Origin of the sequence: Sphingobium amiense (assembly GCF_003967075.1) — a bacterium.
GTDB classification, from domain to species: domain Bacteria; phylum Pseudomonadota; class Alphaproteobacteria; order Sphingomonadales; family Sphingomonadaceae; genus Sphingobium; species Sphingobium amiense.
The window spans coordinates 2,355,016-2,381,190 of sequence record NZ_AP018664.1; the positions used below are offsets into that span (position 1 = coordinate 2,355,016).

A 26,175-nucleotide genomic window follows, 5' to 3' on the forward strand; every position below is an offset into this window, starting at 1 on the left:
GGCTCAGGCCTTGGTCTTTTCTTCCGTCGCGCCCGAAACCGTGGTTCCCGAATCCTGTTCGGGGACGCGATGGCCCTCGATCCGGGTGGCGGGCTTGGCGGCGGGCACGTCGTCGTCCTCGGCCATGCCCTTCTTGAAGCTCTTGATGCCCTTGGCCACGTCGCCCATCAGGCCGGAAATCCGGCCGCCACCGAACAGCAGCATGACGACCAGGAGCACGATGACCCAGTGCATCAGCGAAAAGGAACCCATTTTAATATACTCCTAGCAGAAGCCCTATCTAGGGTGCAGGCCCGTAAATTGCGAGGTCGAGATGGAGACGAAAATGGTTGCCGGGAGGGAGAGCGCGAAGCGGGATAGCGGGACTATCTCGCGAGCGCTCGACCGCTCCGGCGATCATTTTCGTCCCACCCCTTCGGGGCAGGATTGCCCGGGCGCTGCGGCGCGTCGAAGCGCTCGAACGGGGCAACCGGCCCGTTCTTCACGCTTCTCCTCCCGCAGCATCCCGAACAATCCTGTCTCGATCCTCGTAATTTATGGGCCTGCACCCTAAGCGTCTTCGTCGTCATTTTCCACAACGGATTGCCCCGCAAGACCCTCCAGCGCCAGATCGACCGGATCGAGCAGGCCCGCAGCGCGCAGATCGTCCACGCCGGGCAGGTCGCGGCGGCTGCCAAGGCCGAAATGGGAGAGAAATTCGGGCGTCGTCGCATAAATCAGCGGACGGCCCGGCACTTCGCGCCGCCCGGCGGGGCGGACCCAGCCTGCCTCCATCAGCACGTCGAGCGTGCCCTTCGCCACCTGAACCCCGCGAATCGCCTCGATCTCCGCGCGGCTGACCGGCTCATGATAGGCGATGATCGCCAGCGTCTCCATCGCCGCGCGCGACAGGCGGCGCATCTCGTCCTTCTCGCGGCGCAGGATATGGGCGAGGTCGGGCGCGGTCTGGAAATGCCAGCGCCCGCCCCGCTCCACCAGATTGACGCCCCGCCCGGCATAATGATCCGCCAGGGCGGACAGCGCCGTGGACAGGTCGCCGCTTTCCCCCACATGCAGCCGGATCTCGGCGGGCGTCAGCGGCGCTTCGGCGACGAACAGCGTCGCTTCCACCGCGCGCAGGAAATCGTCCGGCTCTTCCGTCACGCCCGCGCCTCCGGCACCGCCGCGCGCAGGTAGAGCGGCGCGAAGATGCCTTCCTGCGCGATCTCCAGCCGCCCCTGCCGCGCCAGTTCGAGCGCCGCGACAAAGCTGCTCGCCAGCGCCGACTTCGCCCTCGGCGCGTCCAGTTCCTCGGGCAAAAAGGCTTCGAGCCGGGTCCAGTCGAGTGCCGCGCCGACCAGCGATCCGACGCGCTGGATCGCCTCGTCCAGCGTCATGACCGGACGCACGGCGATGGTGTGGACGACCGGCTGCGTGCGCGCGCGGACCTGCCCATAGGCGGCGATGAGATCGTAGAGGCTCGCCTGCCACTGCGCCTTTCGGACCATGCGCAGCCCCTCGGGCGCGCGGCGGGCGAACACGTCGCGCCCGATCCGGTCGCGCGCCATCAGCCGGGCGGCGGCGTCGCGCATGGCGTTGAGGCGCTGAAGCCGCAGGTGCAGGCGCAGCGCCAGTTCCTCAGGACTGGGATCGGGCTGCTCCGCCTTGGGCAGCAGCAGCGCTGACTTGAGGTAAGCAAGCCACGCCGCCATCACCAGATAGTCCGCCGCCAGCTCCAGCTTCAACTGCCGCGCGCTGTCGATGAAGGCGAGATATTGTTCGGTCAGCGCCAGGATCGAGATTTCGCGCAGATCCACCTTCTGCCCCCGCGCCAGCGTCAGCAGCAGGTCGAGCGGCCCCTCCCAGCTATCGAAGCTGACGGTCAGCGTATGGACCGGCGGAACCACGGGCGAAGCGAAGAGGTCGTCCATTAAATCCTCCCCTGCAAGGGGAGGTGGCAGACGAAGTCTGACGGAGGGGTGTCCCCCTGTCGATAGCGTGACACCCCTCCACCATCGCTACGCGACGGTCCCCCTCCCCTTGCAGGGGAGGATGAGACGGGGTCCGCCCTCAAGCCGCCACCAGTCCCAGCAGAGTGTCGCGCGTCGCGATCAGTTCCTCCATCGGCGGCTGGTCTCCGCCGCGCGTCACCGACGCCATCGCCCGGTCCAGCCGGTCGCGGGCGGCGTCGGTGATGTCGGGCAGGCGTTCGGCGATGCCCGCCATGTCGTCCATCCGCCCCCAGCAGTTGAGCGCGATGTCGCATCCCGCCGCGATCACCCCGGCCGCCCGATCCGGGATGCTGCCCTGCAAAGCCTGCATGTCGAGATCGTCGGACATCAGCAGCCCGTCAAAGCCGATCGACGCACGGATGATCTCACCGATGATCGTCGGCGAAAGGCTCGCCGGGCGGTCCGCATCCCATTCGGTATAGACGACATGCGCGGTCATCGCCATCGGCGCGGATCGCAGCGTGCGGAAGGGCGCAAGGTCGGTTTCCAGCGCGTTGAGGTCCGCGTCTACCACGGGCAGTTCATGATGGCTGTCGACCATGGCGCGGCCATGGCCGGGCATATGCTTGACGATGCCGACGACGCCGCCCTCCGCCAGTCCTTCCAGCGTCGCGCGGCCCAGCGCGGCGACGCGCATCGGCTCCGCGCCCAGCGTCCGGTCGCCCATGATGTCGCTCGCGCCCTCCTGCCGCACGTCGAGCAGCGGCAGCGCATCGACCGTGACGCCCACGTCCGCGAGCATCAGCGCGATGGCGCGGGCATTGGCTCTGGCGGCGGCGATGGCGCTCGACGGCGCGCGCTCATAGAGCCGGTCGAACGCCGCGCCCGCAGGAAAGGCCGGCCATACCGGCGGCTGCATCCGCGCGACCCGCCCGCCTTCCTGGTCGATCATGATGAGCAGGTCGTCGCGTCCGTGCAGGCTGCGCAGATCGTCGGTCAGCGCCCGCATCTGGTCGCGGTCGACGCAGTTTCGCTTGAAGAGAATATAGCCCGCCGGCTGCGCCTGCGCGAAGAAAGCGCGTTCGTCGGGCGTGAGAACGGGACCGGACAGGCCAAAGATGACAGGCTTCATGAGGGAGATGGTAGCGGCTGGCCGCCCCCGTGTCGAAGGGCTTTATGCGCCCGTCAGCTCACCACGAGGCAGCTTTCCCCCGCGACCTTGAGCTTGCCGCAGACAAGGCTCGCCTGCCCGCCCGCCGCCGCGCGGAGGCGATAGAGGGTGCTGCCGCCGATCTCCACCGGCTCGACCGTCATGGCGAGCGGGGCGAGATAGGCGAATCGCTTCGACAGCTTGCCCCATGCGTCCTTGGCCAGCGCCGCGTTGCCATAGGCGCCAAGCTGGATCGTGCCGCTGCGCGCGGCCTTGGGCGCTGCCGCGGTTGCGGGGGCGCGGGTTTCGTCCTCCACTTTCGCCGTCACACTTTGCGAGGGGCGGGCGGGTGCGGCGGGGCGGCTCGCGACCGGCGCGGGCGCGGTCTTGGCGATGGGGGCTTCGGGCACGCGGCTGGGGTCGATGCGCCCGTCGCGCACGACGCCTTCGCTCGCGGCGTAGCTGGCGTCGCCCTCGCCGTCGAACTTCTTTGCATCCGCCTCGTTTGCCGCGACCTTATAGTCGCCTGCGGGCGCGGCGATCAGTTGGCCTTCGCCCGCACCGCCGCCGCCGGAGCGGTTCTGCACCCACCACACGCCCGCCACGACCGCGCCGACGATGGCAAGGCCCAGCAGGATGAAGCCCAGCAGCTTGAGCGGGGAGATGCCTTCATCCTCGACCTCGTCGAATGCCGGCTCCAGCCAGGGCAGCCTGTCATCGTCGTCCAGATCCAGTCTTCCCCGCGCATAATCGCCCATGCCAGTCCTTCCGCCTGTTTGCCTCAGCCCATTTCCGTGAGAGCGGCCACGCCCATAAGGGCCAGCCCGTTGCGGATAATCTGCCCGATTCCCCTCGCGAGGAAAAGACGGGTTGCGGTGAGTGACGGATCGTCGGCCAAAATGACGCGCGCGCGCGGATCGTCGTTGCCCATGTTCCACCAGCCGTGGAAAGAGGAAGCCAAGTCATTGAGATAGAAGGCGATCCGGTGCGGCTCCCGCCCCTGCGCCGCGCCATCCACCACACGGGGGAACTGCGCGGCCAGTTTGACGAGGGCAAGTTCCGCCGTCCCAAGAAGGGACAGGTCGGCATCCGGCAGGACGATCCCCGCCTCCTCCGCCCGCCGCCCGAGCGAGGAAATGCGCGCATGGGCATATTGGACGTAGAAGACGGGATTGTCCTTCGACGCTTCGACCACCTTGGCGAAATCGAAGTCCATCTGCGCATCGGCCTTGCGCGTCAGCATGGTGAAGCGGACGACATCCTTGCCCACTTCGCGGACGACATCGGCCAGCGTCACGAAATTGCCCGCGCGCTTGGACATCTTGACCGGCTCGCCGTCGCGCAGCAGGCGGACCATCTGGATCAGCTTCACGTCGAAGCGCGCGCGCCCTTCGGTCAGCGCGGCGACGGCGGCCTGGATGCGCTTCACCGTCCCGGCATGGTCCGCGCCCCATATGTCGATCAACTGGTCGGCGGTCTGCGCCTTCTGGAAATGATAGGCCATGTCCGCGCCGAAATAGGTCCATGCGCCGTTCGACTTCTTGATCGGCCGATCCTGATCGTCGCCGAACTTCGTCGAGCGGAACAGCGGCAGCTCCACCGGTTCCCAGTCGTCGGGCAGCTCGCCCTTGGGCGCTTCGAGCGTCCCGTCATAGACAAGGTCGTGCGCGCGCAGCCAGGCTTCGGCCTCGCCCGGCTTGCCCGCCGCCTGCAATTCCGCCTCGGACGAGAAAATGTCGTGATGAATGCCCAGCAGCGCCAGATCGTTGCGGATCATGTCCATCATCTTCGCGACGGCGAAGGTGCGGAAGAGGACGAGCCATTCGCTCTCCGGCGCGCTTGCGAAACGGTCGCCATGTTCGGCGGCCAGAGCCTCCCCCACCGGGACCAGATAGTCGCCGGGATAAAGTCCTTCGGGGATCTCGCCGACATCCTCGCCCAGTGCCTCGCGGTAGCGCAGATGCGCCGAGCGGGCGAGCACATCGACCTGACCGCCCGCGTCGTTGATATAATATTCGCGGATCACCCTGTGCCCGGCATATTCGAGCAGCGTCGCGAGCGCGTCGCCCACCACCGCGCCCCGGCAATGGCCCATATGCATGGGGCCGGTCGGGTTGGCGGAGACATATTCGACGTTGACCGTCACCCCGTGCCCCACAGTCGAGCGGCCATAATCGTCCGCATCGGCATGGATCGCCGCCAGCTCCTCGCGCCATACCGCGTCATTGAGCGTCAGGTTGATGAAGCCCGGCCCGGCGATGGCGGCGCTCTCCACCTCGTCGAGAGCCTGCACTTTGGCGACAATCGCTTCAGCCAGCGCGCGCGGATTGGTGCCCGCAGGCTTCGCCAGCACCATCGCGGCGTTGGTGGCAAGGTCGCCATGGCTCGGGTCGCGCGGCGGCTCCACCGTCACGGGCTTGCGGTTCAGGCCTGCGGGCAGCGCGCCCTCGGCCTCCAGCGCGTCGAGCACGGCGTCGAGATGGGCGGTGAAACGGGTGTAAAGGGACAAGGGACGAAACTTTCCTGCAAGTTCCGTTCGCCCTGAGCCTGTCGAAGGGCTGCTCTTTTCTTTCAAGAAGGGCAGGGCTTCGACAAGCTCAGCCCGAACGGTGGAATGGGACTAAGCCTTAGCGGGTCGCATTATATCGGAGCTGGTCCTGCGTCAGGTTGAACCCGACGAGCAGCTCGAAACTGGTGCGCTGGAGCGCGGCCTTCACGTCCGGCTGGGCGAAGGGGTCGATGGCGGCGTCGGCATCGCCCGCCTTGCGCTTCTGCGTGATCTTGGCCTGCACGTCGGCGGGCAGCGTGGCGGCGGCCTTGTCGACATAGGAACCCGCCTTCGCCTGCGCGCTGGCGCGATAGGCGCCGGGCGCGAAATTGAGCGTCACCTGCCCCACCCGCTTGGCGATCACATTGGTGCCCGCCTGCACCACGGCGGAATAATAAGGCAGCGTCACCTGCCGCGCGACGCTGGCGTCGGTGCGGCGCGCGTTCACGGTGAAGGTCGCTTCGGTATAGAATTGCGCTCCGTCCGAGCAGGTGGAGCGCAGGTCGGTGATGTTCGCCACCACGTCGATGGCGGACGCGTCGGTGCTGTTTGCCGGGTTGAACAGGGTGACGTCGCCCGTCCCAGCCGGGATCGCCGCGCTCGGGCAGGCGGAGCGCACCGCGACCACGCCGCCCGTCGCGTCGATCTCGCCGCGCCGCGAACAGCCCGCCAGAGCGAGGGCGAGCATGGCGGTCGTGGCGACGGGTGCAATCTTCACGGGCAGACTATCCTTAACAGGCGCGGCCGTCGGGGCGGCCAGCTTTGCGCTTCCTTATCCATCCCCCGCCCCCCGCGCAACCTCAAGGCTCTTTCTTCGCGCGGCACATTCGCCTAAGCGGCGGAGCATGACAGACGCGCCCGCCGCCCGCCGCCCCCTGACCCTGCTGATCGCCGCGCCGCGCGGCTTTTGCGCCGGGGTCGACCGCGCCATCATCATCGTGGAAAAGGCGATCGAGAAATATGGGGCGCCCGTCTATGTCCGGCACGAAATCGTCCATAACAAATATGTGGTGGACAGCCTGAAGGCCAAAGGCGCGATCTTCGTCGAGGAACTGGATCAGGTGCCCGATGGCGTGCCGGTGGTCTTTTCCGCCCATGGCGTGCCCAAGGCGGTGCCCACGAAAGCGGAGCAGCGCGGCCTCGACTATCTCGACGCCACCTGCCCGCTCGTCAGCAAGGTCCACCGCCAGGCCGAGCGGCAGGTCGATGCGGGCCGCCATATCCTCTTCATCGGGCACAAGGCGCATCCTGAGGTCATCGGCACCTTCGGTCAGGTGCCCGAAGGCACGATGACGCTGATCGAGACGGTCGAGGACGCCGAAGCCTTCGCGCCCGCCGATCCCGACAACCTCGCCTTCCTGACCCAGACCACCCTGTCGGTGGACGACACCGCCGCCATCGTCGCCACGCTGGAGCGCCGCTTTCCCACCATCGCCGCGCCCAAGGGCGAGGACATCTGCTATGCGACTTCCAACCGCCAGACCGCGGTCAAGGCCATCGCCGCGCGGTGCGAGGCGCTTTATGTGATCGGCGCGCCCAACAGCTCCAATTCGCTGCGCCTCGTCGAAGTGGCCGAGCGCGAAGGAACGCGCGCGCGCCTGATCCAGCGCGCCGATGAGATCGACTTCGACTGGATCGGCGACGTAGCGACGCTGGGCCTCACCGCAGGCGCATCCGCGCCCGAAGTGCTGGTGCGCGAAGTGGTTGACGCCATCGCCGCCCGCTTCGACGTGACCGAGGAACAGGTCGAAACCGCACGCGAAAGCATCGCTTTTAAGCTGCCGCGCGGGCTGGAGGCGGCCTGATCCATGGCGGTCTACACCCATGTTCCCGCCGAAGAGATCGACGCATTCCTCACCCGCTACAACGCCGGACGGCTGGTATCGGCCAAGGGCATCGCGGAGGGGGTCGAGAACAGCAATTATCTGCTCGAAACCACCGGCGCGGACGGAAAGGGTCATCGCTACATCCTGACGCTCTACGAAAAGCGGGTGGATCAAGCGGACCTGCCCTTCTTCATGGACCTGCTCGACCATCTGGGCGCGCGCGGCTGCCTCGTCCCGCGCTTCATCGCCGACACAAGCGGGCAGCGGCTGCAACAGCTTGGCGGCCGCCCCGCCTGCCTCATCGAGTTTCTGACCGGCATCAGCGTGACCGAACCGACCCCGGCGCAGGCGAAAGCGGCGGGCGCGGCGCTGGGCGAGCTGCACCGGGCGGCGCAGGGCTTCGACGGAGAGCGGCGCAACGCGCTCGACATCGCGGGCTGGCACGATCTGGCGGCGAAATGCGGCGACGATTTCGACAGCATCGCGCCGGGCCTTGGCGCGCGGGTGGCAGAGGAACTCGCTTTCCTCGACGCGCACTGGCCCGCCGATCTGCCGCGTTCGGTGATCCACGCCGACCTCTTCCCCGACAATGTGCTGATGCTGGGGGACCGGGTGACGGGCCTCATCGACTTCTATTTCAGTTGCACCGACATCCGCGCCTACGACCTTGCCGTCACGCACAGCGCATGGACGTTCAGCCATGACGGCGGCGCCTTCTTCGCGGATCGCGCGGCAGCGCTGGGCGCGGGCTATGGGCAAGCGCACGGCCTGACCGACGCGGAGCGCACCGTCTTCCCGATCCTGTGCCGGGGCGCGGCTCTGCGCTTCCTGCTGACGCGCGCCTATGACTGGATCAACACGCCCGCCGACGCGCTGGTGACGCGCAAAGACCCGCTCGCTTACCTCCGGCGCCTCGACTTCTATGCGAAGGCCGATCCGACGGGCCTGCTCGGCGCATGAGCGACCTGCCGCAAGTCGAAATTTTCACCGATGGCGCATGCAAGGGCAATCCGGGTCCGGGCGGCTGGGGCGCGGTGCTGCGCTTCGGCGCGAAGGAGAAGGACATTTCCGGCGGCGAGGCGCAGACCACCAACAACCGCATGGAGATGATGGCGGCGGTCGAGGCGCTGAACAGCCTCAAGAAACCGTGCCGGGTGACGCTCTATACCGACAGCAAATATGTGATGGACGGCATCACCAGATGGGTTTTCGGCTGGCAGAAAAATGGCTGGAGGACGGCGGACAGAAAGCCGGTCAAGAATGCCGAACTGTGGCAGGAACTGGTAAAGGCCACTGCCCGCCATCAGGTGACATGGCAATGGGTGAAGGGCCATGCGGGCCACCCCGAAAACGAACGCGCCGACGCACTCGCCTGCGCAGCGGCGGAGAGCTTCCGAAAGTAGGCAGGTCCTCCCCTTCAAGGGGAGGTGGCGCGCGCGAAGCGCGTGACGGAGGGGTATCCAGTTATCGGGAGGGGGCCACCCCTCCACCACTTCGTGGTCCCCCTCCCCTTACAGGGGAGGAATTTCGGTGTAGCGCATTCCCCAAGATCGCCTCGATCAGCGCCACGTCCTCAACCTTGTCGGCGTCGATGCAGGCTTCGGCCTTCTCCATCGCCACCAGCCGCGCGTCGAGGCCGAACCTGCGCCCCACCCGCGCGATCCCGCCGCGCAGCGTCAGGATGCGCAGCGCCGCGCCGATCAGCGCCAGCGGGCCGAAGGCGGCGAGGATCTTCCACCCCTTCTTGCGGTCCTGCTCGACCTGCTGCCACAGCGCGATGACCCGCTTCGCCCGCTCGCTGCCGAACCAGAAGAGATTCGCGCCCGACCACCAGCCGTCGCGGAATTTCAGCCACGTCCGCCGCGACTGCGGGTAGCGCGCCAGCAGAGTGCGCCGCTCCACCAGCGCGACGGCAATGTCAGCGCCGTCCGCCTCGCCGACGAACTGGTCGAGCATCGCGCGGTCGAGCAGCACATGATCGGCGGTCGTCACCAGCAGCGGATAGCCAACGCCCTCCCCCTCCATCAGCGCCAGCAGCGACGATGCGATGCCCTGCCCGCCCGCCTCGAACCGCACGCGCGGGTCGGCGGCGAGCCATGCGGTCGCAGGATCGGCAGCGTAGAGGTCGGGCCGCTGGGTGAGGATGATGAGCCGCGCCACCGCCGGATGATCGAGCAGCGCGCGCGCGGGATAGTCGATCATCGGCCGCCCCGCGACCGGCGCGAGCGGCTTGACCGCCACGCCTGCCGCCACCGCGATAGGATCGGGCGTCGGGCGCGCGCCCGCGAGCAGGATGGCAGTGACGGAGGCGGTCATCCCCGCCCGTTAGCGCAGGTGGCGCAGCCCCGCCAAGCGGCTTGTTTCCCCGGTCGGCGCGGGCGGAGCGGCGGACGCCTGCGCAAAACTGTCGTGCAGCCCCACGCGCAGCCCCTGATATTGTGCCAACTTCGCGCGGAACGCCGCGAGTTCCGCCCCGGCAAGCTGCGCCGTGGTGGTGAAGCGCACCGACAGCGGATTGACCGTCACGCCGTTGCGATAGAGTTCGTAGTGGAGGTGCGGCCCGGTCGACAGGCCGGTCGATCCCACATAGCCGATCACCTGACCCCGCCGCACGCGCTGACCCGGCACCGCCGCGATCCGGCTCATATGCGCATAGCCGGTCGCAAGCCCGCCACCGTGCTGGAGCCGCACATAATTGCCATGCCCGCCATGCCGCCCGGCAAAGGCGACGACGCCATCGGTCACGGCATAGATGGGCGATCCGTAGCGCGCCGCAAAGTCGATGCCCGCGTGCATCCGCGTATAGCCAAGGATCGGGTGCCGCCGCATCCCGAAGCCCGAAGACATATGCCCCGCGACCGGGGAGGACAGGACGCCGCGCCGTTCGCCGACGCCCGACGCCTCGAACCATTCGGTGCGGCCATCCTTGGTCCATTTGAGCATGTCGATGGACTTGCCCCGCGCGCGCTTGAGGCCCGCGTAGAGGAGCTCGCCGACTTCCACGTCGCCGGTTTCGGCGCGGCGATATTCCGTAACGATGTCGTAACGGTCCCCCGCGCCGATCGCGCCAAGGTCCGCCTGCCCCGCAATGACGCGCAGGAAGGCCTGCACCGCCTTGGGCGGCGCGCCCGCCGCGCGGGCCGAGCGATAGATGCTGTCGCCGACCACGCCCTGAATGCGCAGCGGCGTGCTGTCGACACGGATCGGAACGCGGCGGACGGAAAGCACGCCCCCGTCCCGCGCCATTTCCACGTCGAGGTCGAGCCGCGCGCGGAAGGAGAGTTTGTCGAGCGGCCGGGGCCGGTCGCGGCTGGCGCGGCGGCCAAGGACGATGTCGAGCCGGGTGCCGGGCTTCACGCCCGCGCCGATGTCGCCGCCCACCATGCTCATGACGGTTGCGACGTCCCCGCCGCTCACGCCTGCGCGCGACAGGGCGCGGGCCAGCGTGTCGCTGCTCCCCACCTGCGCGCTGAGTTCGATCTGCGGGCGTTCGGGCGTCGCGCGCAGCGGCTGCACCGCGTCGGTCGATCCCATATGCCGCCCGCTGTCCGCACCCAGCGCCAGCGGCGTAATCATCTGGCTGCGTACCTCGTCATACTGCGCGTCGGAGAGGACCGGGCCGGGCGCGCCGGGCACCGGCTGGAAACCGGGGGAGAGATAGAGAGCGGTGGCGCACAGGCCAAAGCAGGTGGCAAGGCCGCGAAACCATGTCCGGCTGCCGATCCGCTGGCCAAGGTCGGGGACCAGTTCGACTTCGTCCGCCCATTCGCGCAGCCGCGCGCGCCAGTCCTGCGGCGGCTTCGGCGCGCGCAGGACTTCGGCCGCCCATAGCGACGCCGTGGCGCCGCCCTGCTGCATTCCGAACGAACGATCCTGAAACAAACCCGCATTCCCCCCGGGGGTTGAGCCGCCCGGCAACGTCCCCCGCGCCATGCGTGGGCGGCACCGTTGTGAAGCCATAGGGTTAATGTCAAATAAAGAGGTCGCCGCGCCCCTCCTCCCCGCGACGAAGCGTGGCCTTCCCCCGATCATCTGCCTGACGGACAGGGAACCCGTTATTCCCCTTGCCGATCCGCCGGGCGTGCCCGACATAGGGACGACCATGGCCCAGTTCGCCCGCTCCCCTGTCACTGCGGTCCTGGGACCGACCAACACCGGCAAGACCCACCTCGCGGTTGAGCGCATGTGCGCCCATTCCAGCGGCATGATGGGCTTTCCGCTGCGGCTGCTGGCGCGCGAGGTCTATGACCGGGTGGTGGCGATCAAGGGCGCGGACAAGGTGGCGCTCGTCACCGGCGAGGAAAAGATCGTGCCGCGGCAGGCGCAATATTTCCTCTGCACCGCCGAATCCATGACGCTCGACCGCGACTTCGCCTTCGTCGCGCTGGACGAGGCGCAACTGGGCGCGGACCCGGAGCGGGGCCATATCTTCACCGACCGCATCCTGCGCGCGCGCGGGCGGGAGGAAACGATGATCCTCGGTTCCGCCAGCGTCGCCCGCGTGGTGAAGGCGCTGGTCCCGGACGTGGAGATCATCGGCCGCCCGCGCTTTTCCACTCTTTCCTACGCGGGCGCGAAGAAGCTGTCCCGCCTGCCCAAGCGATCCGCCATCGTCGCCTTCTCCGCCGAGGAAGTTTACGCCGTCGCCGAAATGCTGCGCCGCTTCCGGGGCGGGGCGGCGGTGGTGATGGGCGCGCTCTCCCCCCGCACCCGCAACGCGCAGGTGCAGATGTTCCTCAATGGCGAGGTCGACTATCTGGTCGCGACCGACGCCATCGGCATGGGCCTCAACCTCGATGTCGCGCATGTCGCCTTCGCCTCGCTGCGCAAATTCGACGGACGGCGCACCCGCCGCCTCACGGTCAGCGAAATGGCGCAGATCGCGGGCCGCGCGGGGCGGCATCACAAGGACGGCACCTTCGGCAGCCTCGGTCATGAAGATGGCGACGCCGCGTTCACGCCTGAGGAGATCGAGGCGATAGAGGCGCATCGCTTCCCGCCCATCGACCAGCTTTTCTGGCGCGACGGCACGCCCCGCACCGACAGCATCGCCCACCTGATCGCCGATCTGGAGGAAAAGCCCGGCCGCCCCGAACTGCGCGCCGCGCCGGAGGCGGTGGACCTCGCCGTGCTCAAGCGCCTCGCCGACGATCCGCTGGTGATCGAACGCGCGCGCGGCCAGCGTCAGGTGGCGCGGCTCTGGGCGGCAGCCAGCCTGCCCGATTTCCAGAAGCTCGGCGCGGACCATCACGCCCGTCTGGTCAGCAGCATCTGGCGCTTCCTGTCCGAAGAATCGGGCCACATTCCGCGCGACTGGTTTGCGGGACAGGTGGCGCGACTCGATTCGGTTCAGGGGGACATCGACACGATTTCGGGCCGCATCGCCGCCGCGCGGACATGGGCCTATATCGCCCACCGCGCCGACTGGCTCGCCCATCCCGCCGAAATGGCGGAGCGCACCCGCGCCCTTGAAGAAAAGCTGTCCGATGCGCTCCACGCCGCGCTGACGCAGCGTTTCGTGGACCGGCGCACCTCCGTCCTGCTGCGCGACATCGGCCAGAATGCGAGCGATCTGCCGGTCACGGTGGAGCCGGACGGGACAGTCTGCGTCGATGGCGAGACAATCGGGCGACTTGACGGCTTCCGATTCTCGGTCGATCCCGCTACGCGGCTTGCCGATCGCAAATTGTTGCTGGCGGCGGCCGACCGCCGGCTTGGAAAGGTGTTGCGCGTGAAGGCTGAAGAACTGGTTGCGACTCCCGACGCGGATTTCGCGCTGACGGACGAGGCGGGGCAGGCGCCGGGCATCGCGTGGGGCGACACGCCGGTCGCGACGCTGCTGGCCGGGCCGACTTTGCTGTCGCCCGAAATCCGCCCCGACCGCGCGCTGCTGGCGCTCGGGCAGGATGTGCAGAAGCAGGTCGTCGCCCGCCTCGCGACATGGTTCGACGCGCAGAAGCAGAAGCATCTCCTCCCCCTCGTCAAGATGAGCGAGAGCGCCGCCGATCCCGCTGTGCCGCCGGTGGTGCGCGCGGTCTTCGCCCAGCTTGCCGATGCGGGCGGCATCATCGCGCGCATCGACCTCGACGCCGCACTTGCCCATCTCGACAAGGACCAGCGGCATCTGCTGCGCAAGGCGGGCATAGATATCGGCGTGCTCGACATCTATCATCCCGGCCTCCTCAAGCCCGGCGCGGCGCGCTGGCGCTCGGCGCTGCTGGCGGCGCGGATTGCGAAGCCCTGCCTGCCGCTGCCCGGCCCCGGCCTGACGCTGATCCCCGCGGGCGAGCGGCCTGCGCAGATGGGCGCGCGGGTCGCGGGCTTTCGCGGCTTTGGCGACCAGATGCTGCGTATCGACATGGCCGAACGCATGGCCCGCGCCGCGCATGAAGCCATCGCGAAGAACGAGCCTTTCATGGCGACCAGCCCGCAGATCGTGTCGCTGGGCCTTAATGAACCCGCGTTCCTGACGCTGATGCGGCTGGCGGGCTTCCGCCCCGTCGAGCCGGTTGCGCCCGCCCCCGCCCCGGTCGCCGAACCCGCCGAAGCGGTCGAAGGCGCGGAACCCGTCGAGGCCGCAGCCCCTGAGCCGGCCCCTGTCGGCGCGAACTGGGCCTTCCGTGGCCGCCAGAAACCGCGCCCTGACCGTCAGCCCCATGGCGGCAAGCCCCGCGCCGCGCGTCCCGAAGCCAAGGGCGAAGGCGACCGCCGTCCGCCGCGCGACCGTGGCCCGCGTCCCGCATCGTCGGGCAGCACGCCCGCGCCTGCTAACAACGCCTTTGCGGGCCTCGCCGAGCTGCTGGGCCGCAATGGCTGACGCGGCGGCGGTGGGGCATGGCCCCAGCCTTCGCATCGACAAGTTCCTGTGGTTCGCGCGCCTGTCGAAAAGCCGCTCGGTGGCGCAGGCGCTCGCGGAGGACGGGCATATCCGGTTGAACGGCCGCCGCATCGACCGCGCCCATGCGCCGGTGCGCGCAGGCGACCTCATCACCTTCCCGCACCCCAGCGGCGTCCGCGTCGTGCGCGTCGTCACCCTCCCTTCCCGGCGCGGTCCCGCCCCCGAAGCGCTGGCCTGCTATGAGGAACTGACGGTCGGCGGCTGAGGGCGTCGCCTACAGCGGGCGGGGGGCGCTACAATCGGCCTGCGACTTTCCGATAGGACCGGGGCGGCGCAACAAAATGTCAAAACTTGCGGGAAATATGCGAAGCTAAGGGGGCGGCGGCGCGAAAACCGCCCCTGTGCCGGGGCCAATAATATCCTCATTGACCTTCATCGCCCGCGCGCATAGCAGGGCCGCGATTTGACCGTAGAACCAAGAGTGCCCAGCCCATGACCTATGTCGTCACCGACAACTGCATCCGCTGCAAATTCATGGATTGCGTGGAAGTCTGCCCCGTGGACTGCTTCTACGAGGGCGAGAATATGCTGGTCATCAACCCCAATGAATGCATCGACTGCGGCGTGTGCGAACCCGAATGCCCTGCCGAAGCGATCCTGCCCGATACCGAGAACGGCCTTGAAAAATGGCTGGAACTGAACACCAAATTCAGTGCCGAATGGCCCAATATCACGGTGAAGGGCGAAGCGCCCGCCGATGCCGAGGCCATGAACGGGGTCGAGAACAAGCTGGAGCAGTTCTTCTCGCCGGAGCCGGGTTCGGGCAACTGATTTCCCGCTTCTAGCGCTTTCGATCCGGCCCCACCCCCAGACTTTGTGTCCGGGGGTGGTAATTTTGTTACGAATCTGCTAAAGCGGTCAGCGACGGCTGGACATCCCCCTGTCCCGCCCTGGAGAATGAACTTCATGTCTTGACGGCGGCGCCGTGGACCTCCCGGCATGTCCCTACACGCTCATGCCCCGCGTTCGTCCCGTTCCCCCGGTCAAATTGGAAAGGTATCAAATGGCTGCCAAGGCGCTGTCCTTTGACGTTGGTGATTATGTCGTTTACCCCAAGCATGGCGTTGGCCGTGTGATCGAACTGCAAAAGGAGCAGATCGCGGGCATGGAGCTGGAGCTGTATGTGCTCCGCTTCGAAAAGGAACGCATGACGCTGCGCGTGCCGACCAACAAGGCCGAGGGCGTGGGCATGCGCAAGCTGTCCAGCAACAAGACGCTGGAAGAGGCCATGGAAACGCTCAAGGGCAAGCCCAAGGTCAAGCGCACCATGTGGTCGCGCCGCGCGCAGGAATATGAAGCGAAGATCAATTCGGGCGACCTCGTGTCGATTGCCGAAGTGACCCGCGACCTGTTCCGCGCCGACGACCAGCCCGAGCAGAGCTATTCCGAACGCCAAATCTTCGAAGCGGCGTCCAGCCGCCTCGCGCGCGAACTGGCCGCGATGGAAGAGACGGACGAGCCGAGCGCGCTCAAGAAAATCCTGCGCATTCTCAACGAAGCCGCACCGAAATACGCCAAGCTGGAAGGCTGAGCCTTCCCCCTTCGCGCCATGTAAGAAAGGGCGCTCCGGTCCGACCGGGGCGCCCTTTCTTTTTGCCCGACAGCGGCAAAACTCGGTCTGGCGCTACTCGCCGTTGGCGCTGCTCGCCGCATCCTTGGCGGCATCGCCCACATCGCTTGCGGCCTGACCGACCTGGGTCGCGGCGCTCGACACCGCGTTGTCCTTGTTGGTCTGGCTGGAAATCAGGAAAAAGGCCGCCACCGCGACAACCACCACCAGCAACAGAATGGCGAAGGTCATGCCGCCACCGCTGCGCTTTTCGATCACGGTCGTGGTCGTGGCGGGACGCTCTTCATACTCGGCCATGGGAAACTCTCCTCCTCGTCATGCACCCCGCCCGCAACAATGCGTAACGGGTGCGCAATGTTCCGGCGGAGTTGACGGAGGACGGAGCGGTCAGTCCGCCCTGGGCACGAACGCGCCTTTTTCGCGATCCTTGACCACCCGGTCGGCGCGGAAGACCGATCCGCTCATGGTGATATAGACGCCCGGCTTCGCGACCTGCGCGGCCGCGAACGCCATGCCGAGGTTGAAACTCGCGTCGCTCTCCCCGAAACGCGCCGGGGCGAGCGCGCCGACCAGCACGATGGTCTTGCCGGGGATGGCGGCGAGATGCTTCGCCGTCTCCGTCATCGTATCGGTGCCATGGGTAATGACGACATGGCTTTCAGGCGCGGCGGCGACGCGGGCGTAAATCAGCGCGCGGTCGGCATCATCCAGTTCAAGGCTGTCCTTGCGCGTCACTTCCTCGATCCGGAAGGGGCGTTTGACCCGCGCGATCTCCAGCAGCCTAGCCACCACGGTTTCGCCGACCTGATAATCGGACAGCGCGTCGAAATAGATTTTGTCGATGGTCCCGCCAGTGGTGAGCAGCAGGATGGGCGCATCGGGAGAAAGCATGGATCGGTCCTTTTACGCGCCGCGCGCCATCGCCTCGCCCCGGTCGCGGGCAGCCGCCAGCGTATCGGTGAGGAGCGTCAGCAGCCGCTCGTCGGCGTCGAGCACATTGAGACCTTCGCGCGTCATGCCGCCGGGCGAGGCGACCTGATCGGCGAGCGTCGCCGGACTGACCCTGGCACGCGCGGCCATGTTCGCGGAACCCTGTACCGTGGCGAGCGCCATGCGCGCGGCCTGATCGACGGGAATGCCGATGGCCTCCCCCGCCCGCGCCAGCGCGTCGACGAAACGGAACAGGAAAGCCGGGCCGCAGCCCGACAGCGCGGTGATCGCGTTGAAGAGCGCTTCGTCGCCGATCCACTCCGCCAGACCGAGCGGTTCGATCAGCGCCCCGGCCTGCGCGCGGCTCTCCGGCGGCGTGGCCTCATCGGTGAAGAGCGCGGTGACGCCCTCCCCCAAGCCCACAGGCAGGTTCGGCATCGCCCGCACGATGCTCTGCGGCGCTGGGAATTGCGCACGCAGGCTTGCCAGCGGCGTGCCAGCGAGGATCGAGAGGATAGCGGTGTCGGCGCGGCAGAGCGGCGCGAGCCGCGCGGCGACATCCGCCAGTTGATAGGGCTTCATGCCGAGCAGCACGGTCGTTCCCGGCTCCAGCTTTTCGGGATAGTCGGTGAGGACGGCGACACCCTCCGCCACCGCCCGTCCACTGGGCCGCAGCACCGTCACCCGCGACGGATCGAGACCGCAGTCGAGCCAGCGCGCCAGCATCTGCCCCGCCATATTGCCGCATCCGACCATGAAAAGATGGCCGGGCCAGAGCCTGTCCATGCCGCTCAGGCCTCGCCGCGCGTTTCGATCAGGCTGGCGGAAATCGCTTCGGACGGCGACTTTCCGCCCCACAGCACGAACTGGAAGACAGGGTAGAAACGCTCGCACTCGTCGATTGCGGTTTCGACCAGCAACTGCGCCTGATCGAGCGTCAGCGTGCCGCCCGCGCCCACCAGCGCGCCGTGGCGGAACAGGATGATGCCGCTCGACGACCAGAGTTCGAAATGGCCGATCCAGAGCTGCTCGTTGATGAGGCCCAGCGTCTCGTAGATGGTGGCGCGCTTTTCCTCCGTCACCCGGATGTCGGGAAGAGCGAGGAGCTGAAGCACCTGATCCTCGTCGCGCCAGATGCCGCGCAGTTCATATTGCGCCCATGAACCCTGCGTGTTGGCGACGATCTCGTCATCGCCAACCTGATCGAAACTCCAGCCATGCGCCTCGAAAAAGGCGGCGAGCATGTCGATGGGCGCCGCTTCATGGCTACCCTGTTCATATTCGTCACTGTCCATCATCGCCGGGCCTTATCACCCAAGCGGACGAAAAGACAGATGGATCACTCCGCGTTGCCCGCCTTGGGCGCCGATGGCTTCACGCTCTTCCGGAGCGGTTCGCCCGCCTTGCCTTCCAACGCGTCGAGCCGGGCTTTGAGCAGTTCGACTTCCTCACGCGCCGCCGCCGCCATGGCCTTGACCGCATCGAACTCCTCGCGCGACACAAATTCCATGCCGCCGATCCATTCCTTCGCCCGTTCGCGCGCGTTGGATTCGAACTCGCGCGTCATCCCCGCCACGGTTCCGGCGGCCCCGTTCACCAGCTTGGCCAGATCGTCGAAAAAGCGGTTCTCGCTCTGCATTGCACTATCCTCATTGCGCGGGCAGGCACGCCCACTCGTCTATAATTGGGTCTTGAGCGCCGGAGCGACAAGGGTATCGGCGTCGGGATTCAACCGGCCGATCTCATAGTTGAGGAATGAAGCGAAGGCCAGCCAGCCGAGATAGGGCAGCAACAGCAGGCCCGCGACGCGGCGGATGCGCCAGAACAAAGCTGCGGTGAGCGCCACCACCGCGAACAGCGCGACGATCAGCAGCAGCGCGCCGTCCACCTGATGCGCACGAAAGAAGAGCGGCGACCAGGCGAGGTTCATCGCGAGCTGCAGGAAGAACAGCGCAATCGCCGCCCCCCGCCCCTTCGCCCCGCGCGCATGAAGGACGATGGCGAAGGCGAGGCCCATGAGGATGTAAAGGATCGTCCATGCAACACCGAACAGCCAGCCCGGCGGCATCAGCGCGGGCTTTTCCAGCGCGTCGAACCAGCGATTGCCATAGCCGCTGTTGGCCATCCGGCCGGAAAGGAAACCCAGAAACAGGATGGCGGGCACCGTAACCAGCGCCCAGCGCAGATAGGCGAGGCGCAACTGGCCCTGCGACGCGATCTCATTCATCGACGGCAACACTCCCCGCAATGTCACTCCGCCGGATCGGGCGAATCCTGCAATGCCCCATCCAGCTTGCGACTGACGGTTTGCGGAGAAACCGTGCGCTTGGCAACGCGTGAATAGAAGATCGGGATGAGGAAGAGGGTGATGAGCGTCGCGAGGCTGACGCCGAAGACCACGACGACGCCGATGGAGTTGCGCGCCGCCGCCCCCGCACCGCCCCGCAGGACGAGCGGCACCGCACCGATCACCGTCGCGATGGATGTCATGAGGATCGGGCGCAGGCGGCGCTGCGCCGCCTCGCGGATCGCCTGCGCAACCTCCATCCCCTCGTCGCGGAGCTGGTTGGCGAATTCGACGATGAGGATGCCGTTCTTGGCGGCGAGGCCGACCAGCATGACGATGCCGATCTGGCTGTAGAGGTTGATCGACCCGCCGGTCAGCGCCAGCCCCAGAGCGCCGCCCGCCACCGCCAGCGGCACCGTGGCGATGATGACGCCGGGGTGGATGAAACTCTCGAACTGGGCGGCGAGCAGCAGATAGACGATGAGGATGGTGAGGCCGAAGACCAGCCAGATCGACCCGCCCGTTTCGCGCAGCGACTGGCTTTCGCCGCGATAGCCGATGGCGAGCACTTCGGGCGACTGGCGCGCCTGATCCTCAAGGAAGGTGAGCGCTTCGCCGAGCGAGGTGCCGGGCGCCAGTGCGGCGGTCAGCGTGATGGCGCGCAGCTTGTTGTAGCGGTTGAGCTGGCGCGGCCCCGCCACCTCGCGCACCGTGACCAGCGAAGAGAGCGGAATGAGCGCGCCGCTGCGGCTGCGCACGTTGATGCGTTCGAGATCGGCGAGGGTGCGGCGGCCCTGATCCTCCGCCTGCACGACGACACGATATTCCTCGCCCCGGTCGACATAGGTGCCCACGCGCCGCGACCCGAGCAGGCTCTGCAGCGCCTGACTGACATCATTCACGGAAACGCCGAGGTCGCCCGCGCGGGCGAGATCGGTTTCGATCCGCATCTGCGGCTTGGTTTCCTTGTAATCGCTGTCGACGTTGATGAGGCCGGGATAGTCTGCGGCGGCGGAGAGGATACGGTCCCGCGCGGCGATCAGGCCTTCATAGGTCGCGCCGGCGAGCACGATGTTGACCGGCAAGCCCCGCCCGCGCCCGAGGCCCGACCGCGGCGCTGCGTTGCCGCGTATGCCGGGCTGGTCGGCGATCACCCTGTTGATGATGGCGGCGACTTCGGACGTCTTGATCGTGCGGTCCTCCCACGGGCGGAGGAAGGCGATGACGTTGCCGCCGTTGAAATCGTCGGTCGTGCCGAAGCCGGAGGGCGTGCGGATGACAAGATTCTGGAGCGTCCCGTCCTTGCGCAGGAAGGCAAGGTCGTCCTCCACCTTCTTCATATACTGCATCATCCGGGCAAAGCCGGTGCCTTCGGGCGCGGAGAGTTGCGCCTCGACCACGCCGGTGTCTTCGGCAGGCGCAAGCTCGCTCGGCAGGCGGGTGAAGAGGAACGCCGCGAGCGCCAGAAACAGCGCCACGCCGGCCAGCGGCAGCAGCGGCCTGCGCAGCACATGGTTGAGCCAGCGGGCATAACCGCTCTCCAGCCGCTGAAACCGCGCGTCCACCCAGCGCGCCAGCCGCCCGCGCTCTGCGGTCTTGAGCAGCTTGGAGCAGAGCATCGGCGCGAGGCTGAGCGAAATGAAACCCGAAAAGCCGATGGCCGCGATCATCGCGATGGCAAGCTCGCGGAACAGAAGCCCGGTCTGCCCGGCAAGGAACATGACCGGCACGAACACCGCGCATACGACCAGCGTGGTGGAGATGATCGCAAAGCCCACCTGCCGCGATCCGAGGTAAGCGGCGACCAGCGGATCGTCGCCCTGCTCGACCCGGTGATAGACATTTTCGAGCACGACGATGGCGTCGTCGACCACAAGGCCGATGGCGAGCACGAAGGCGAGCAGCGTCAGCAGGTTGATCGACAGCCCCAGCAGCCACATCACCGCGCAGGTCGCGAGCAGGCAGATCGGCACCGTCACCGCCGGGATCAGCGTCGCGCGGACCGATCCCAGAAACAGGAAGATGACGAGGATGACGAGCAGCGCCGCCTCGATCAGCGTGTCATACACATTCTCGATCGCGCGTTCGATGAAGAGCGATTCGTCGGTGCCGATGGCGACCCGCATCCCCTGCGGCAGGCTGGGCTTCATCTCCTCGATCAGCGCCTTGGCGCGCTGCGCCACGTCCAGCGTGTTCGCGCCGGACTGGCGGATGATGCCGATGCCGATGGCCGTCCCCTGATTGGAGCGGAAGCTGCTATAGGGATTTTCCGCCCCTTTTTCGATCCGCGCGACATCGCCCAGCTTCACCTGATAACCGTCCGCGCCGCGTCCGACGACGAGATTGGCGAACTCGTCAGGCGTGGCGAAGGGGCGCTCGACGCGCAGCGTCTGGTTCTGGTCCCGCGATTCGAAGCGCCCGGCGGGCAGCTCGACATTCTGCTGGCGCAGCGCGTTTTCGACATCGGCCGGGGTCAGTCCGAACGCCGCCAGCCTGGCCGCGTCGAACCAGACGCGCGTGGACGGGCGCGCTTCGCCGCCGATATTGACGCGCGCGACGCCGTCGATGGCGGCGAAGCGGTCGACGACATTGCGGTCGAGATAATCGCTGATCTGCAGGGGCAACCAGCCGGGGCGCGAGAAAGCGAGAAACAGGATCGCGCGGGCGTCCGAATCCACTTTGCGGATTTCAGGCGCGAGCGCGTCTTCGGGCAAGTCCTCCACCACCGATCCCACCCGGTCGCGCACATCGTTGGCGGCGGTGTCGATGTCGCGGGAGGGATTGAATTCAATGTTGATGTTCGACGTGCCGTCCTGCGAGGTGGAGGTGATCGTTTCGATCCCCTGCACCCCCGCGACGGCATCCTCGATCAACTGGGTGATACGGCTTTCCACCACCGATGCGGCTGCGCCGGTGTAGGTCGTCTCGACCGAGACGATGGGCGGATCGGTGTCGGGATATTCGCGCACCGACAGGCTCATATAGCCGACGATGCCCACGATGCAGAGCAGCACGGCGACGACGGCGGCGAAGACCGGGCGGCGGACGGAAAGGTCGGAAAGCTGCATCGGCCTAGCCCGCCTTGCCGGCGCCCGGCGCGGCCTTGTCTCCGGCGAGGCGAACGGTCGCGCCGTCCGTAAGTTTGACGACGCCTTCGGTCACGACCTTCTGGCCCGCCGCAAGCCCGCCGGTGATTTCGACGAGACCGTTCTGGCGGACGCCGGTATCGACCTTGACCCGTTTGGCGGTGCGGCCTTCCAGCACGAAGACGAAGCGGTCCTCGCCATCGCCCACGACCGACAGTTCGGGCACAGCAAGCGACTGGCGCTGGCGAGACAGAACGCTGACGGTCAGCAGCATGCCGGGCTTCAGGCGGCGGCCCGGATTGGGCAGGATCGCGCGGACGCGCACGGCTCGGGTGGCAGGGTCGATCACCGGGTCGATGGTGGCGATGGTGCCGTTGAACGGCTGGCCGGGCCACGCCGCCGACACCGCCTTGATCGGCATCCCTTCGCGGATTGTCGACAGGCGCGTTTCGGGCACGGTGAAGTCGAGCTTGATGCGCGAAATGTCGCTGACCGTCGCGATCGCCGTCCCCGCCGGGATGATCGCGCCCGCCGATATGGTGCGCAGGCTGACGAAGCCGGAGAATGGCGCGCGCACGACGCGGTCGGCGATGGCGGCGCGGGACTGGTCGGCGGACGCCTTCGCCGCGTTGGCGATCGCAAGCTGCTGGTCGAGCGAGGCGGCGGTGGCGAAGCCGCGCGCTTTCAGCGCCTGTATCCGGTCGAGCTGCTGCTGCGCCTGCTTCGCCTGCGCCTGCGCGGCGGCGAGTTCGGCCTGTTCCTGCGCCACCGACATGCGCGCGACCACCTGCCCCTGCCGCACATAGCCGCCATCGGCGAAGTTCAGCGCCTCGATCCGTTCGGTGACGGGTGCGGACAGCACAACCTGTTCATTGGCGAGCGCGGTGCCGACCGCCTCCAGATCGTCGGTGAAGCTCGTGCGGGAAATGGCTGTCGCTTCCACCAGCGGGACCGCGCGCGGCTTCTGTTCCTTCTTGCCGCCGCAGGCGGACAGGCTGAGGGCGAGCGAACAGGCGGCGAGAAGAAGCGGAAACGGGCGCATCGTGGTGGGCTATCGGGCCTTGTGCAAGGATACAAGCTGGCCCTTGGTGGCGGCGTGTATCATTATGTATCGGGGCGTTTAACGAAGCTGGCGGGCTTATCCGCCAAGCCGGGCGTGGAGGAGGAACTCCACATTGCCCTGCGGTCCGGTAATCGGACTTTGCGTCAATCCCGCGACGGCCCAGCCCTGTTCTCGCACCCAGTCCTGCACCTCTGCGCATACCCTGTCATGAACGGCCGCGTCGCGCACCACGCCATTCTTGCCCACCTCCTCTCGCCGCGCCTCGAACTGCGGCTTGATGAGCGCGACCATCTGCGCGCCGGGGCGGGCAAAGGTGATCGGGCGCTCCAGCACCTTGGCGAGGCTGATGAAACTGGCGTCGCAGACGATGATGTCGATGGGATCGGCGATGTGGGCTTGCGTGAGGATGCGCGCGCTCGTCTGTTCGTGAACGATGACCCGCGCGTCAGAACGGAGCTTCCAGGCGAGCTGGTTGGTGCCGCTGTCGACCGCATAGACTTTCGCCGCGCCGTTCTTCAGCAACACGTCGGTGAAGCCGCCGGTTGACGATCCGACATCGAGCGCGACGAAGCCGGTCACGTCGATGGCGAAGGCATCTAGCGCGTGGGCGAGTTTGATTCCGCCGCGCGAAACCCAGGGATGGTCGCGGCCGCGCACGTCGAGTTCGGCGTCGGGGGCGACCTGCTGCCCCGCCTTCTCGATCTTGCGGTCGCCAAGGAAGACGAGGCCCGCGAGGATCAGCGCCTGCGCGCGCGCCCGGCTTTCGGCAAGGCCATTGTCGACGAGCAACTGGTCGGCGCGGACCTTCGCCATGGTCAGCGCACCAGCGCCGTCAGCGTCGCGGGCGTCAGAAGCTGCGGCAGGGTCTGCGCTTCCCCGCCCGGCGCATACCAGAGGTAGAGCGGCACGCCCGAGCGGCCCTGGCTTTCGAGGAAGCGGGTGATGGCGGGATCGGCATTGGTCCAGTCGCCGACCATGACGGTGACACCGGCCCTGCGGAAAGCGTCGCGCACTTCGGTTCGGTCGATGGCGGCGGCTTCGTTCGCCTTGCAGGTGAGGCACCAGTCGGCGGTGAAATAGAGGAAGACAGGCTTCTTCCGCGCGCGCAGTTCGCCCAGTTTCGCGACATCGAAGCGGACGGCTTCATCGCTTTTTTCGGCGGCAGCGGGCGCGGAGGCCGGGAGCGCGAACGCAGCCCCCGCGAGCAGCGCGAGCGCCGTCAGCGCAGCGATCCAGCCGCCGCTCCTGCCCGAATGCTGGCGGCTGCCGAGCCACCAGAGGAGAAGCGCGAGGGCGAGCGCTGAGAGGATGCCGATGGTCATGCCCGGGACGCCACGCTGCTGCCCCAGCAGCCATGCAAGGCCGATCGCGGTCAGGAACATGGGGACGCTGAGGATTTTCTGGAAGCGGCCCATCCATGCACCGGGTTTTGGCAGGCGGCGGCGCAGCGCGGGGATATAGGCGAGCAGCAGGAAGGGCAGCGCGAGGCCGAGGCCCAGCCCCGCAAAGATGGCGAGCGCGGCTGCGAGCGGCAGCAGCAGCGCCGCGCCCATCGCCGCCGCCATGAACGGCCCGGTGCAGGGCGTCGCGACGAAGGCGACCAGTGCGCCGGTCCAGAAGGCTCCCGCAAGTCCTCCCTTCCCGGCAAGCCCCTCGCCCCCGCCATAGGCGCGCAGTTCGAACAGGCCCGCAAGGTTGAAGGCGATGGCGACCACCAGCAGCAGCAGCGCGAGTATGATGCGCGGGTCCTGCAACTGGAAGGCCCAGCCGACTGCGCCTCCGGCGGCGCGCAGGGCGAGCAGCACGCCGCCGAGCGCGAGGCAGGTGAGGATGATCCCGGCGGCATAGGCCAGCGCCTCGCGCCGGACGGTGCGTTCGTCGCCGCCCGCCTTGGCGAGCTTCATGGCTTTCAGGCCGAGGATGGGAAAAACGCAGGGCATGATGTTGAGGAGGAGACCGCCGAGCAGCGCACCGCCCAGCGCGGCGAGGATCGCGCCCGCCTGCCCCCCACCGGCCGCGCCCTCGACCGCGCCGGGACGGGCGGTCAGGAGAAAGCCGACATGATCGCCGGTGCGCAGGACCGCCTGCACCGCTCCGCCCTTGGCCGGTTGCGCGGCCTCCGTCTCCACCAGCAACCGGTCTCCCTGCCGCGTCACCGTCTGCGGCGCGGCGTAGCGGGCGAAACCCTCGGCCAGCGGGAAGAGATGCACCTCGCTCGCCCGCGCGCTTGCCGGGAAGGGAACGGAAAGGCGCAGCCTGCCGTCCTTGACATTATAGATGGCCTCGGACCCGAGCGGGCGCGGCAGGCGCGTGCGCCATGCGTCGAACATGGATCGCTTCGATGCCGGAACATCGCCGTCTCCCGCAACCAGATCGAGCGCGAGGTCGCCGCTCTGCGGCACGCATACCTTGTCGGTGCAGGCCAGCCAGTTGGCCTTCGCCCGGATCGGCAGCGTCGTTCCCGGCGCGATGCCCGGCGCCAGCGTCAGGGTCGAGAGGATCGCGTGCGGCCCTTCATAGACATGGTTCATCAGGCCCGCGATGACGAGCGTTTCGGGCACCGGATAGCGGAGCGGCCCGACGCTGACGCCCTTGGGCAGCGTCCACTGGACCGTCATGCCAAGGCCCGCGTCGCCGGGATTTTCCCAATAGCCGTGCCAGCCCTTCTCCGGCGTCATGGCAAAGGCGATGCCGGTGGTCGCACCTGCCCGTGGCGCATCGCTCTCCGCGACGAGGCGCGCGGCGATATGGAGCGGGCCGCCACCGAACGCACCCTGCGCCCGTGCGTCGGAAAAGCCCGACAGCAGCGCGAGCGTCATCAATATGACTTGAAAAATCCGCATCGGGCCTCTGGTCGCGACCATGGCTCGGGGCTAGGTCGCTCCC

The 26,175-nt window shown here is 67.5% G+C and carries 26 protein-coding genes; 7 read left to right on the plus strand and 19 right to left on the minus strand.

Annotated elements, in window-relative coordinates; all coding sequences use genetic code 11:
• Positions 1 to 3: 3 nt before the first annotated feature.
• The 7 genes from SAMIE_RS11315 to SAMIE_RS11345 form a co-directional block, all read right to left on the minus strand.
• Positions 4 to 252, minus strand: a complete 249-nt coding sequence (locus tag SAMIE_RS11315; protein WP_066699311.1) for a twin-arginine translocase TatA/TatE family subunit — start codon at positions 250 to 252, stop codon at positions 4 to 6.
• Positions 253 to 549: 297 nt separating this feature from the next.
• On the minus strand, positions 550 to 1,143 hold the full coding sequence (scpB, locus tag SAMIE_RS11320; protein WP_066699310.1) for an SMC-Scp complex subunit ScpB: 594 nt from the start codon (positions 1,141 to 1,143) through the stop codon (positions 550 to 552).
• Positions 1,140 to 1,910: a segregation and condensation protein A gene (locus SAMIE_RS11325; RefSeq protein WP_066699308.1), complete on the minus strand. Its 771-nt coding sequence runs from the start codon at positions 1,908 to 1,910 to the stop codon at positions 1,140 to 1,142. Before SAMIE_RS11325 ends, scpB begins: the two co-directional genes overlap by 4 nt.
• A 139-nt stretch (positions 1,911 to 2,049) precedes the next feature.
• Positions 2,050 to 3,063: a beta-N-acetylhexosaminidase gene (nagZ, locus tag SAMIE_RS11330; protein WP_066699280.1), complete on the minus strand. Its 1,014-nt coding sequence runs from the start codon at positions 3,061 to 3,063 to the stop codon at positions 2,050 to 2,052.
• 53 nt (positions 3,064 to 3,116) lie between these two features.
• On the minus strand, positions 3,117 to 3,839 hold the full coding sequence (locus SAMIE_RS11335; RefSeq protein WP_066699278.1) for an SPOR domain-containing protein: 723 nt from the start codon (positions 3,837 to 3,839) through the stop codon (positions 3,117 to 3,119).
• Between the two features lie 23 nt (positions 3,840 to 3,862).
• Positions 3,863 to 5,590 carry an arginine--tRNA ligase gene (argS, locus tag SAMIE_RS11340; protein ID WP_066699276.1) on the minus strand — a complete coding sequence of 576 codons (1,728 nt, stop codon included), beginning with the start codon at positions 5,588 to 5,590 and terminating at the stop codon, positions 3,863 to 3,865.
• Between the two features lie 118 nt (positions 5,591 to 5,708).
• The gene (locus SAMIE_RS11345; RefSeq protein WP_066699302.1) at positions 5,709 to 6,317 is read right to left on the minus strand and encodes a hypothetical protein; all 609 of its coding nucleotides are present in this window, start codon (positions 6,315 to 6,317) and stop codon (positions 5,709 to 5,711) included.
• 157 nt (positions 6,318 to 6,474) lie between these two features.
• Here SAMIE_RS11345 and ispH point away from each other — a divergent pair, with 157 nt between their 5' ends.
• Genes ispH through rnhA form a run of 3 tightly spaced genes read left to right on the plus strand, consistent with a single transcriptional unit; the run spans position 6,475 to position 8,858 of the window.
• Positions 6,475 to 7,434 carry a 4-hydroxy-3-methylbut-2-enyl diphosphate reductase gene (ispH, locus tag SAMIE_RS11350; protein WP_066699271.1) on the plus strand — a complete coding sequence of 320 codons (960 nt, stop codon included), beginning with the start codon at positions 6,475 to 6,477 and terminating at the stop codon, positions 7,432 to 7,434.
• A 3-nt stretch (positions 7,435 to 7,437) separates the two neighbouring features.
• Positions 7,438 to 8,415 (plus strand): homoserine kinase, encoded by a 978-nt coding sequence (thrB, locus tag SAMIE_RS11355; RefSeq protein ID WP_066699268.1) that lies wholly within the window; start codon positions 7,438 to 7,440, stop codon positions 8,413 to 8,415.
• Complete coding sequence (gene rnhA, locus SAMIE_RS11360) at positions 8,412 to 8,858, plus strand: ribonuclease HI (protein WP_066699265.1); 447 nt, start codon at positions 8,412 to 8,414, stop codon at positions 8,856 to 8,858. Before thrB ends, rnhA begins: the two co-directional genes overlap by 4 nt.
• A gap of 61 nt (positions 8,859 to 8,919) precedes the next feature.
• Here rnhA and SAMIE_RS11365 read toward each other — a convergent pair whose 3' ends face one another.
• Complete coding sequence (locus tag SAMIE_RS11365; protein ID WP_083952438.1) at positions 8,920 to 9,771, minus strand: nucleotidyltransferase family protein; 852 nt, start codon at positions 9,769 to 9,771, stop codon at positions 8,920 to 8,922.
• A 9-nt stretch (positions 9,772 to 9,780) separates the two neighbouring features.
• Complete coding sequence (locus SAMIE_RS11370) at positions 9,781 to 11,313, minus strand: M23 family metallopeptidase (protein WP_066699263.1); 1,533 nt, start codon at positions 11,311 to 11,313, stop codon at positions 9,781 to 9,783.
• Between the two features lie 244 nt (positions 11,314 to 11,557).
• On the opposite strand from SAMIE_RS11370, the gene SAMIE_RS11375 reads away from it, so the two are divergent.
• The 4 genes from SAMIE_RS11375 to SAMIE_RS11390 all read left to right on the plus strand — a co-directional run bounded on the left by SAMIE_RS11375 (position 11,558) and on the right by SAMIE_RS11390 (position 15,884).
• Positions 11,558 to 14,272 carry a helicase-related protein gene (locus SAMIE_RS11375; protein WP_174522210.1) on the plus strand — a complete coding sequence of 905 codons (2,715 nt, stop codon included), beginning with the start codon at positions 11,558 to 11,560 and terminating at the stop codon, positions 14,270 to 14,272.
• The gene (locus tag SAMIE_RS11380; RefSeq protein ID WP_066699262.1) at positions 14,265 to 14,558 is read left to right on the plus strand and encodes an RNA-binding S4 domain-containing protein; all 294 of its coding nucleotides are present in this window, start codon (positions 14,265 to 14,267) and stop codon (positions 14,556 to 14,558) included. The genes SAMIE_RS11375 and SAMIE_RS11380 overlap by 8 nt, the downstream gene beginning before the upstream one ends.
• Before the next feature lie 227 nt (positions 14,559 to 14,785).
• Positions 14,786 to 15,124 carry a ferredoxin FdxA gene (fdxA, locus tag SAMIE_RS11385; protein WP_066699260.1) on the plus strand — a complete coding sequence of 113 codons (339 nt, stop codon included), beginning with the start codon at positions 14,786 to 14,788 and terminating at the stop codon, positions 15,122 to 15,124.
• A 232-nt stretch (positions 15,125 to 15,356) separates the two neighbouring features.
• Complete coding sequence (locus SAMIE_RS11390) at positions 15,357 to 15,884, plus strand: CarD family transcriptional regulator (protein WP_066699256.1); 528 nt, start codon at positions 15,357 to 15,359, stop codon at positions 15,882 to 15,884.
• 93 nt (positions 15,885 to 15,977) lie between these two features.
• On the opposite strand, the gene SAMIE_RS11395 is transcribed toward SAMIE_RS11390, so the two are convergent.
• The 10 genes from SAMIE_RS11395 to SAMIE_RS11440 all read right to left on the minus strand — a co-directional run bounded on the left by SAMIE_RS11395 (position 15,978) and on the right by SAMIE_RS11440 (position 26,132).
• Positions 15,978 to 16,220 (minus strand): hypothetical protein, encoded by a 243-nt coding sequence (locus SAMIE_RS11395; protein ID WP_066699254.1) that lies wholly within the window; start codon positions 16,218 to 16,220, stop codon positions 15,978 to 15,980.
• Between the two features lie 90 nt (positions 16,221 to 16,310).
• Positions 16,311 to 16,814 carry an asparaginase domain-containing protein gene (locus SAMIE_RS11400; RefSeq protein ID WP_066699252.1) on the minus strand — a complete coding sequence of 168 codons (504 nt, stop codon included), beginning with the start codon at positions 16,812 to 16,814 and terminating at the stop codon, positions 16,311 to 16,313.
• A gap of 12 nt (positions 16,815 to 16,826) precedes the next feature.
• Entirely contained in the window at positions 16,827 to 17,639 is an 813-nt protein-coding gene (locus SAMIE_RS11405; protein ID WP_066699250.1) for a pyrroline-5-carboxylate reductase family protein, read from the minus strand.
• A gap of 5 nt (positions 17,640 to 17,644) precedes the next feature.
• Complete coding sequence (locus SAMIE_RS11410) at positions 17,645 to 18,151, minus strand: type III secretion system chaperone family protein (RefSeq protein WP_066699248.1); 507 nt, start codon at positions 18,149 to 18,151, stop codon at positions 17,645 to 17,647.
• 41 nt (positions 18,152 to 18,192) lie between these two features.
• Complete coding sequence (locus SAMIE_RS11415; RefSeq protein ID WP_066699245.1) at positions 18,193 to 18,492, minus strand: accessory factor UbiK family protein; 300 nt, start codon at positions 18,490 to 18,492, stop codon at positions 18,193 to 18,195.
• 39 nt (positions 18,493 to 18,531) lie between these two features.
• Positions 18,532 to 19,080 (minus strand): TspO/MBR family protein, encoded by a 549-nt coding sequence (locus SAMIE_RS11420; protein ID WP_066699298.1) that lies wholly within the window; start codon positions 19,078 to 19,080, stop codon positions 18,532 to 18,534.
• 23 nt (positions 19,081 to 19,103) lie between these two features.
• Positions 19,104 to 22,208 (minus strand): efflux RND transporter permease subunit, encoded by a 3,105-nt coding sequence (locus SAMIE_RS11425; protein ID WP_066699244.1) that lies wholly within the window; start codon positions 22,206 to 22,208, stop codon positions 19,104 to 19,106.
• Positions 22,209 to 22,212: 4 nt separating this feature from the next.
• Positions 22,213 to 23,268 carry an efflux RND transporter periplasmic adaptor subunit gene (locus SAMIE_RS11430; protein WP_066699242.1) on the minus strand — a complete coding sequence of 352 codons (1,056 nt, stop codon included), beginning with the start codon at positions 23,266 to 23,268 and terminating at the stop codon, positions 22,213 to 22,215.
• Positions 23,269 to 23,364: 96 nt separating this feature from the next.
• The gene (locus SAMIE_RS11435) at positions 23,365 to 24,102 is read right to left on the minus strand and encodes a TlyA family RNA methyltransferase (RefSeq protein WP_066699240.1); all 738 of its coding nucleotides are present in this window, start codon (positions 24,100 to 24,102) and stop codon (positions 23,365 to 23,367) included.
• Positions 24,103 to 24,104: 2 nt separating this feature from the next.
• A complete protein-coding gene (locus SAMIE_RS11440) occupies positions 24,105 to 26,132 on the minus strand; it encodes a protein-disulfide reductase DsbD family protein (RefSeq protein WP_066699295.1) in 2,028 nt (675 codons plus the stop codon).
• Positions 26,133 to 26,175 lie beyond the last annotated feature (43 nt).

Bases quoted from the DNA above. Each gene is read 5' to 3' on its own strand.
- SAMIE_RS11315 (WP_066699311.1), bottom strand. From the start codon at position 252: ATGGGTTCCTTTTCGCTGATGCACTGGGTCATCGTGCTCCTGGTCGTC.
- SAMIE_RS11325 (WP_066699308.1), bottom strand. From the start codon at position 1,910: ATGGACGACCTCTTCGCTTCGCCCGTGGTTCCGCCGGTCCATACGCTG.
- nagZ (WP_066699280.1), bottom strand. From the start codon at position 3,063: ATGAAGCCTGTCATCTTTGGCCTGTCCGGTCCCGTTCTCACGCCCGAC.
- SAMIE_RS11335 (WP_066699278.1), bottom strand. From the start codon at position 3,839: ATGGGCGATTATGCGCGGGGAAGACTGGATCTGGACGACGATGACAGG.
- SAMIE_RS11345 (WP_066699302.1), bottom strand. From the start codon at position 6,317: ATGCTCGCCCTCGCTCTGGCGGGCTGTTCGCGGCGCGGCGAGATCGAC.
- ispH (WP_066699271.1), top strand. From the start codon at position 6,475: ATGACAGACGCGCCCGCCGCCCGCCGCCCCCTGACCCTGCTGATCGCC.
- thrB (WP_066699268.1), top strand. From the start codon at position 7,438: ATGGCGGTCTACACCCATGTTCCCGCCGAAGAGATCGACGCATTCCTC.
- rnhA (WP_066699265.1), top strand. From the start codon at position 8,412: ATGAGCGACCTGCCGCAAGTCGAAATTTTCACCGATGGCGCATGCAAG.
- SAMIE_RS11365 (WP_083952438.1), bottom strand. From the start codon at position 9,771: ATGACCGCCTCCGTCACTGCCATCCTGCTCGCGGGCGCGCGCCCGACG.
- SAMIE_RS11370 (WP_066699263.1), bottom strand. From the start codon at position 11,313: ATGCAGCAGGGCGGCGCCACGGCGTCGCTATGGGCGGCCGAAGTCCTG.
- SAMIE_RS11375 (WP_174522210.1), top strand. From the start codon at position 11,558: ATGGCCCAGTTCGCCCGCTCCCCTGTCACTGCGGTCCTGGGACCGACC.
- SAMIE_RS11380 (WP_066699262.1), top strand. From the start codon at position 14,265: ATGGCTGACGCGGCGGCGGTGGGGCATGGCCCCAGCCTTCGCATCGAC.
- fdxA (WP_066699260.1), top strand. From the start codon at position 14,786: ATGACCTATGTCGTCACCGACAACTGCATCCGCTGCAAATTCATGGAT.
- SAMIE_RS11390 (WP_066699256.1), top strand. From the start codon at position 15,357: ATGGCTGCCAAGGCGCTGTCCTTTGACGTTGGTGATTATGTCGTTTAC.
- SAMIE_RS11395 (WP_066699254.1), bottom strand. From the start codon at position 16,220: ATGGCCGAGTATGAAGAGCGTCCCGCCACGACCACGACCGTGATCGAA.
- SAMIE_RS11400 (WP_066699252.1), bottom strand. From the start codon at position 16,814: ATGCTTTCTCCCGATGCGCCCATCCTGCTGCTCACCACTGGCGGGACC.
- SAMIE_RS11405 (WP_066699250.1), bottom strand. From the start codon at position 17,639: ATGGACAGGCTCTGGCCCGGCCATCTTTTCATGGTCGGATGCGGCAAT.
- SAMIE_RS11410 (WP_066699248.1), bottom strand. From the start codon at position 18,151: ATGATGGACAGTGACGAATATGAACAGGGTAGCCATGAAGCGGCGCCC.
- SAMIE_RS11415 (WP_066699245.1), bottom strand. From the start codon at position 18,492: ATGCAGAGCGAGAACCGCTTTTTCGACGATCTGGCCAAGCTGGTGAAC.
- SAMIE_RS11420 (WP_066699298.1), bottom strand. From the start codon at position 19,080: ATGAATGAGATCGCGTCGCAGGGCCAGTTGCGCCTCGCCTATCTGCGC.
- SAMIE_RS11425 (WP_066699244.1), bottom strand. From the start codon at position 22,208: ATGCAGCTTTCCGACCTTTCCGTCCGCCGCCCGGTCTTCGCCGCCGTC.
- SAMIE_RS11430 (WP_066699242.1), bottom strand. From the start codon at position 23,268: ATGCGCCCGTTTCCGCTTCTTCTCGCCGCCTGTTCGCTCGCCCTCAGC.
- SAMIE_RS11435 (WP_066699240.1), bottom strand. From the start codon at position 24,102: ATGGCGAAGGTCCGCGCCGACCAGTTGCTCGTCGACAATGGCCTTGCC.
- SAMIE_RS11440 (WP_066699295.1), bottom strand. From the start codon at position 26,132: ATGCGGATTTTTCAAGTCATATTGATGACGCTCGCGCTGCTGTCGGGC.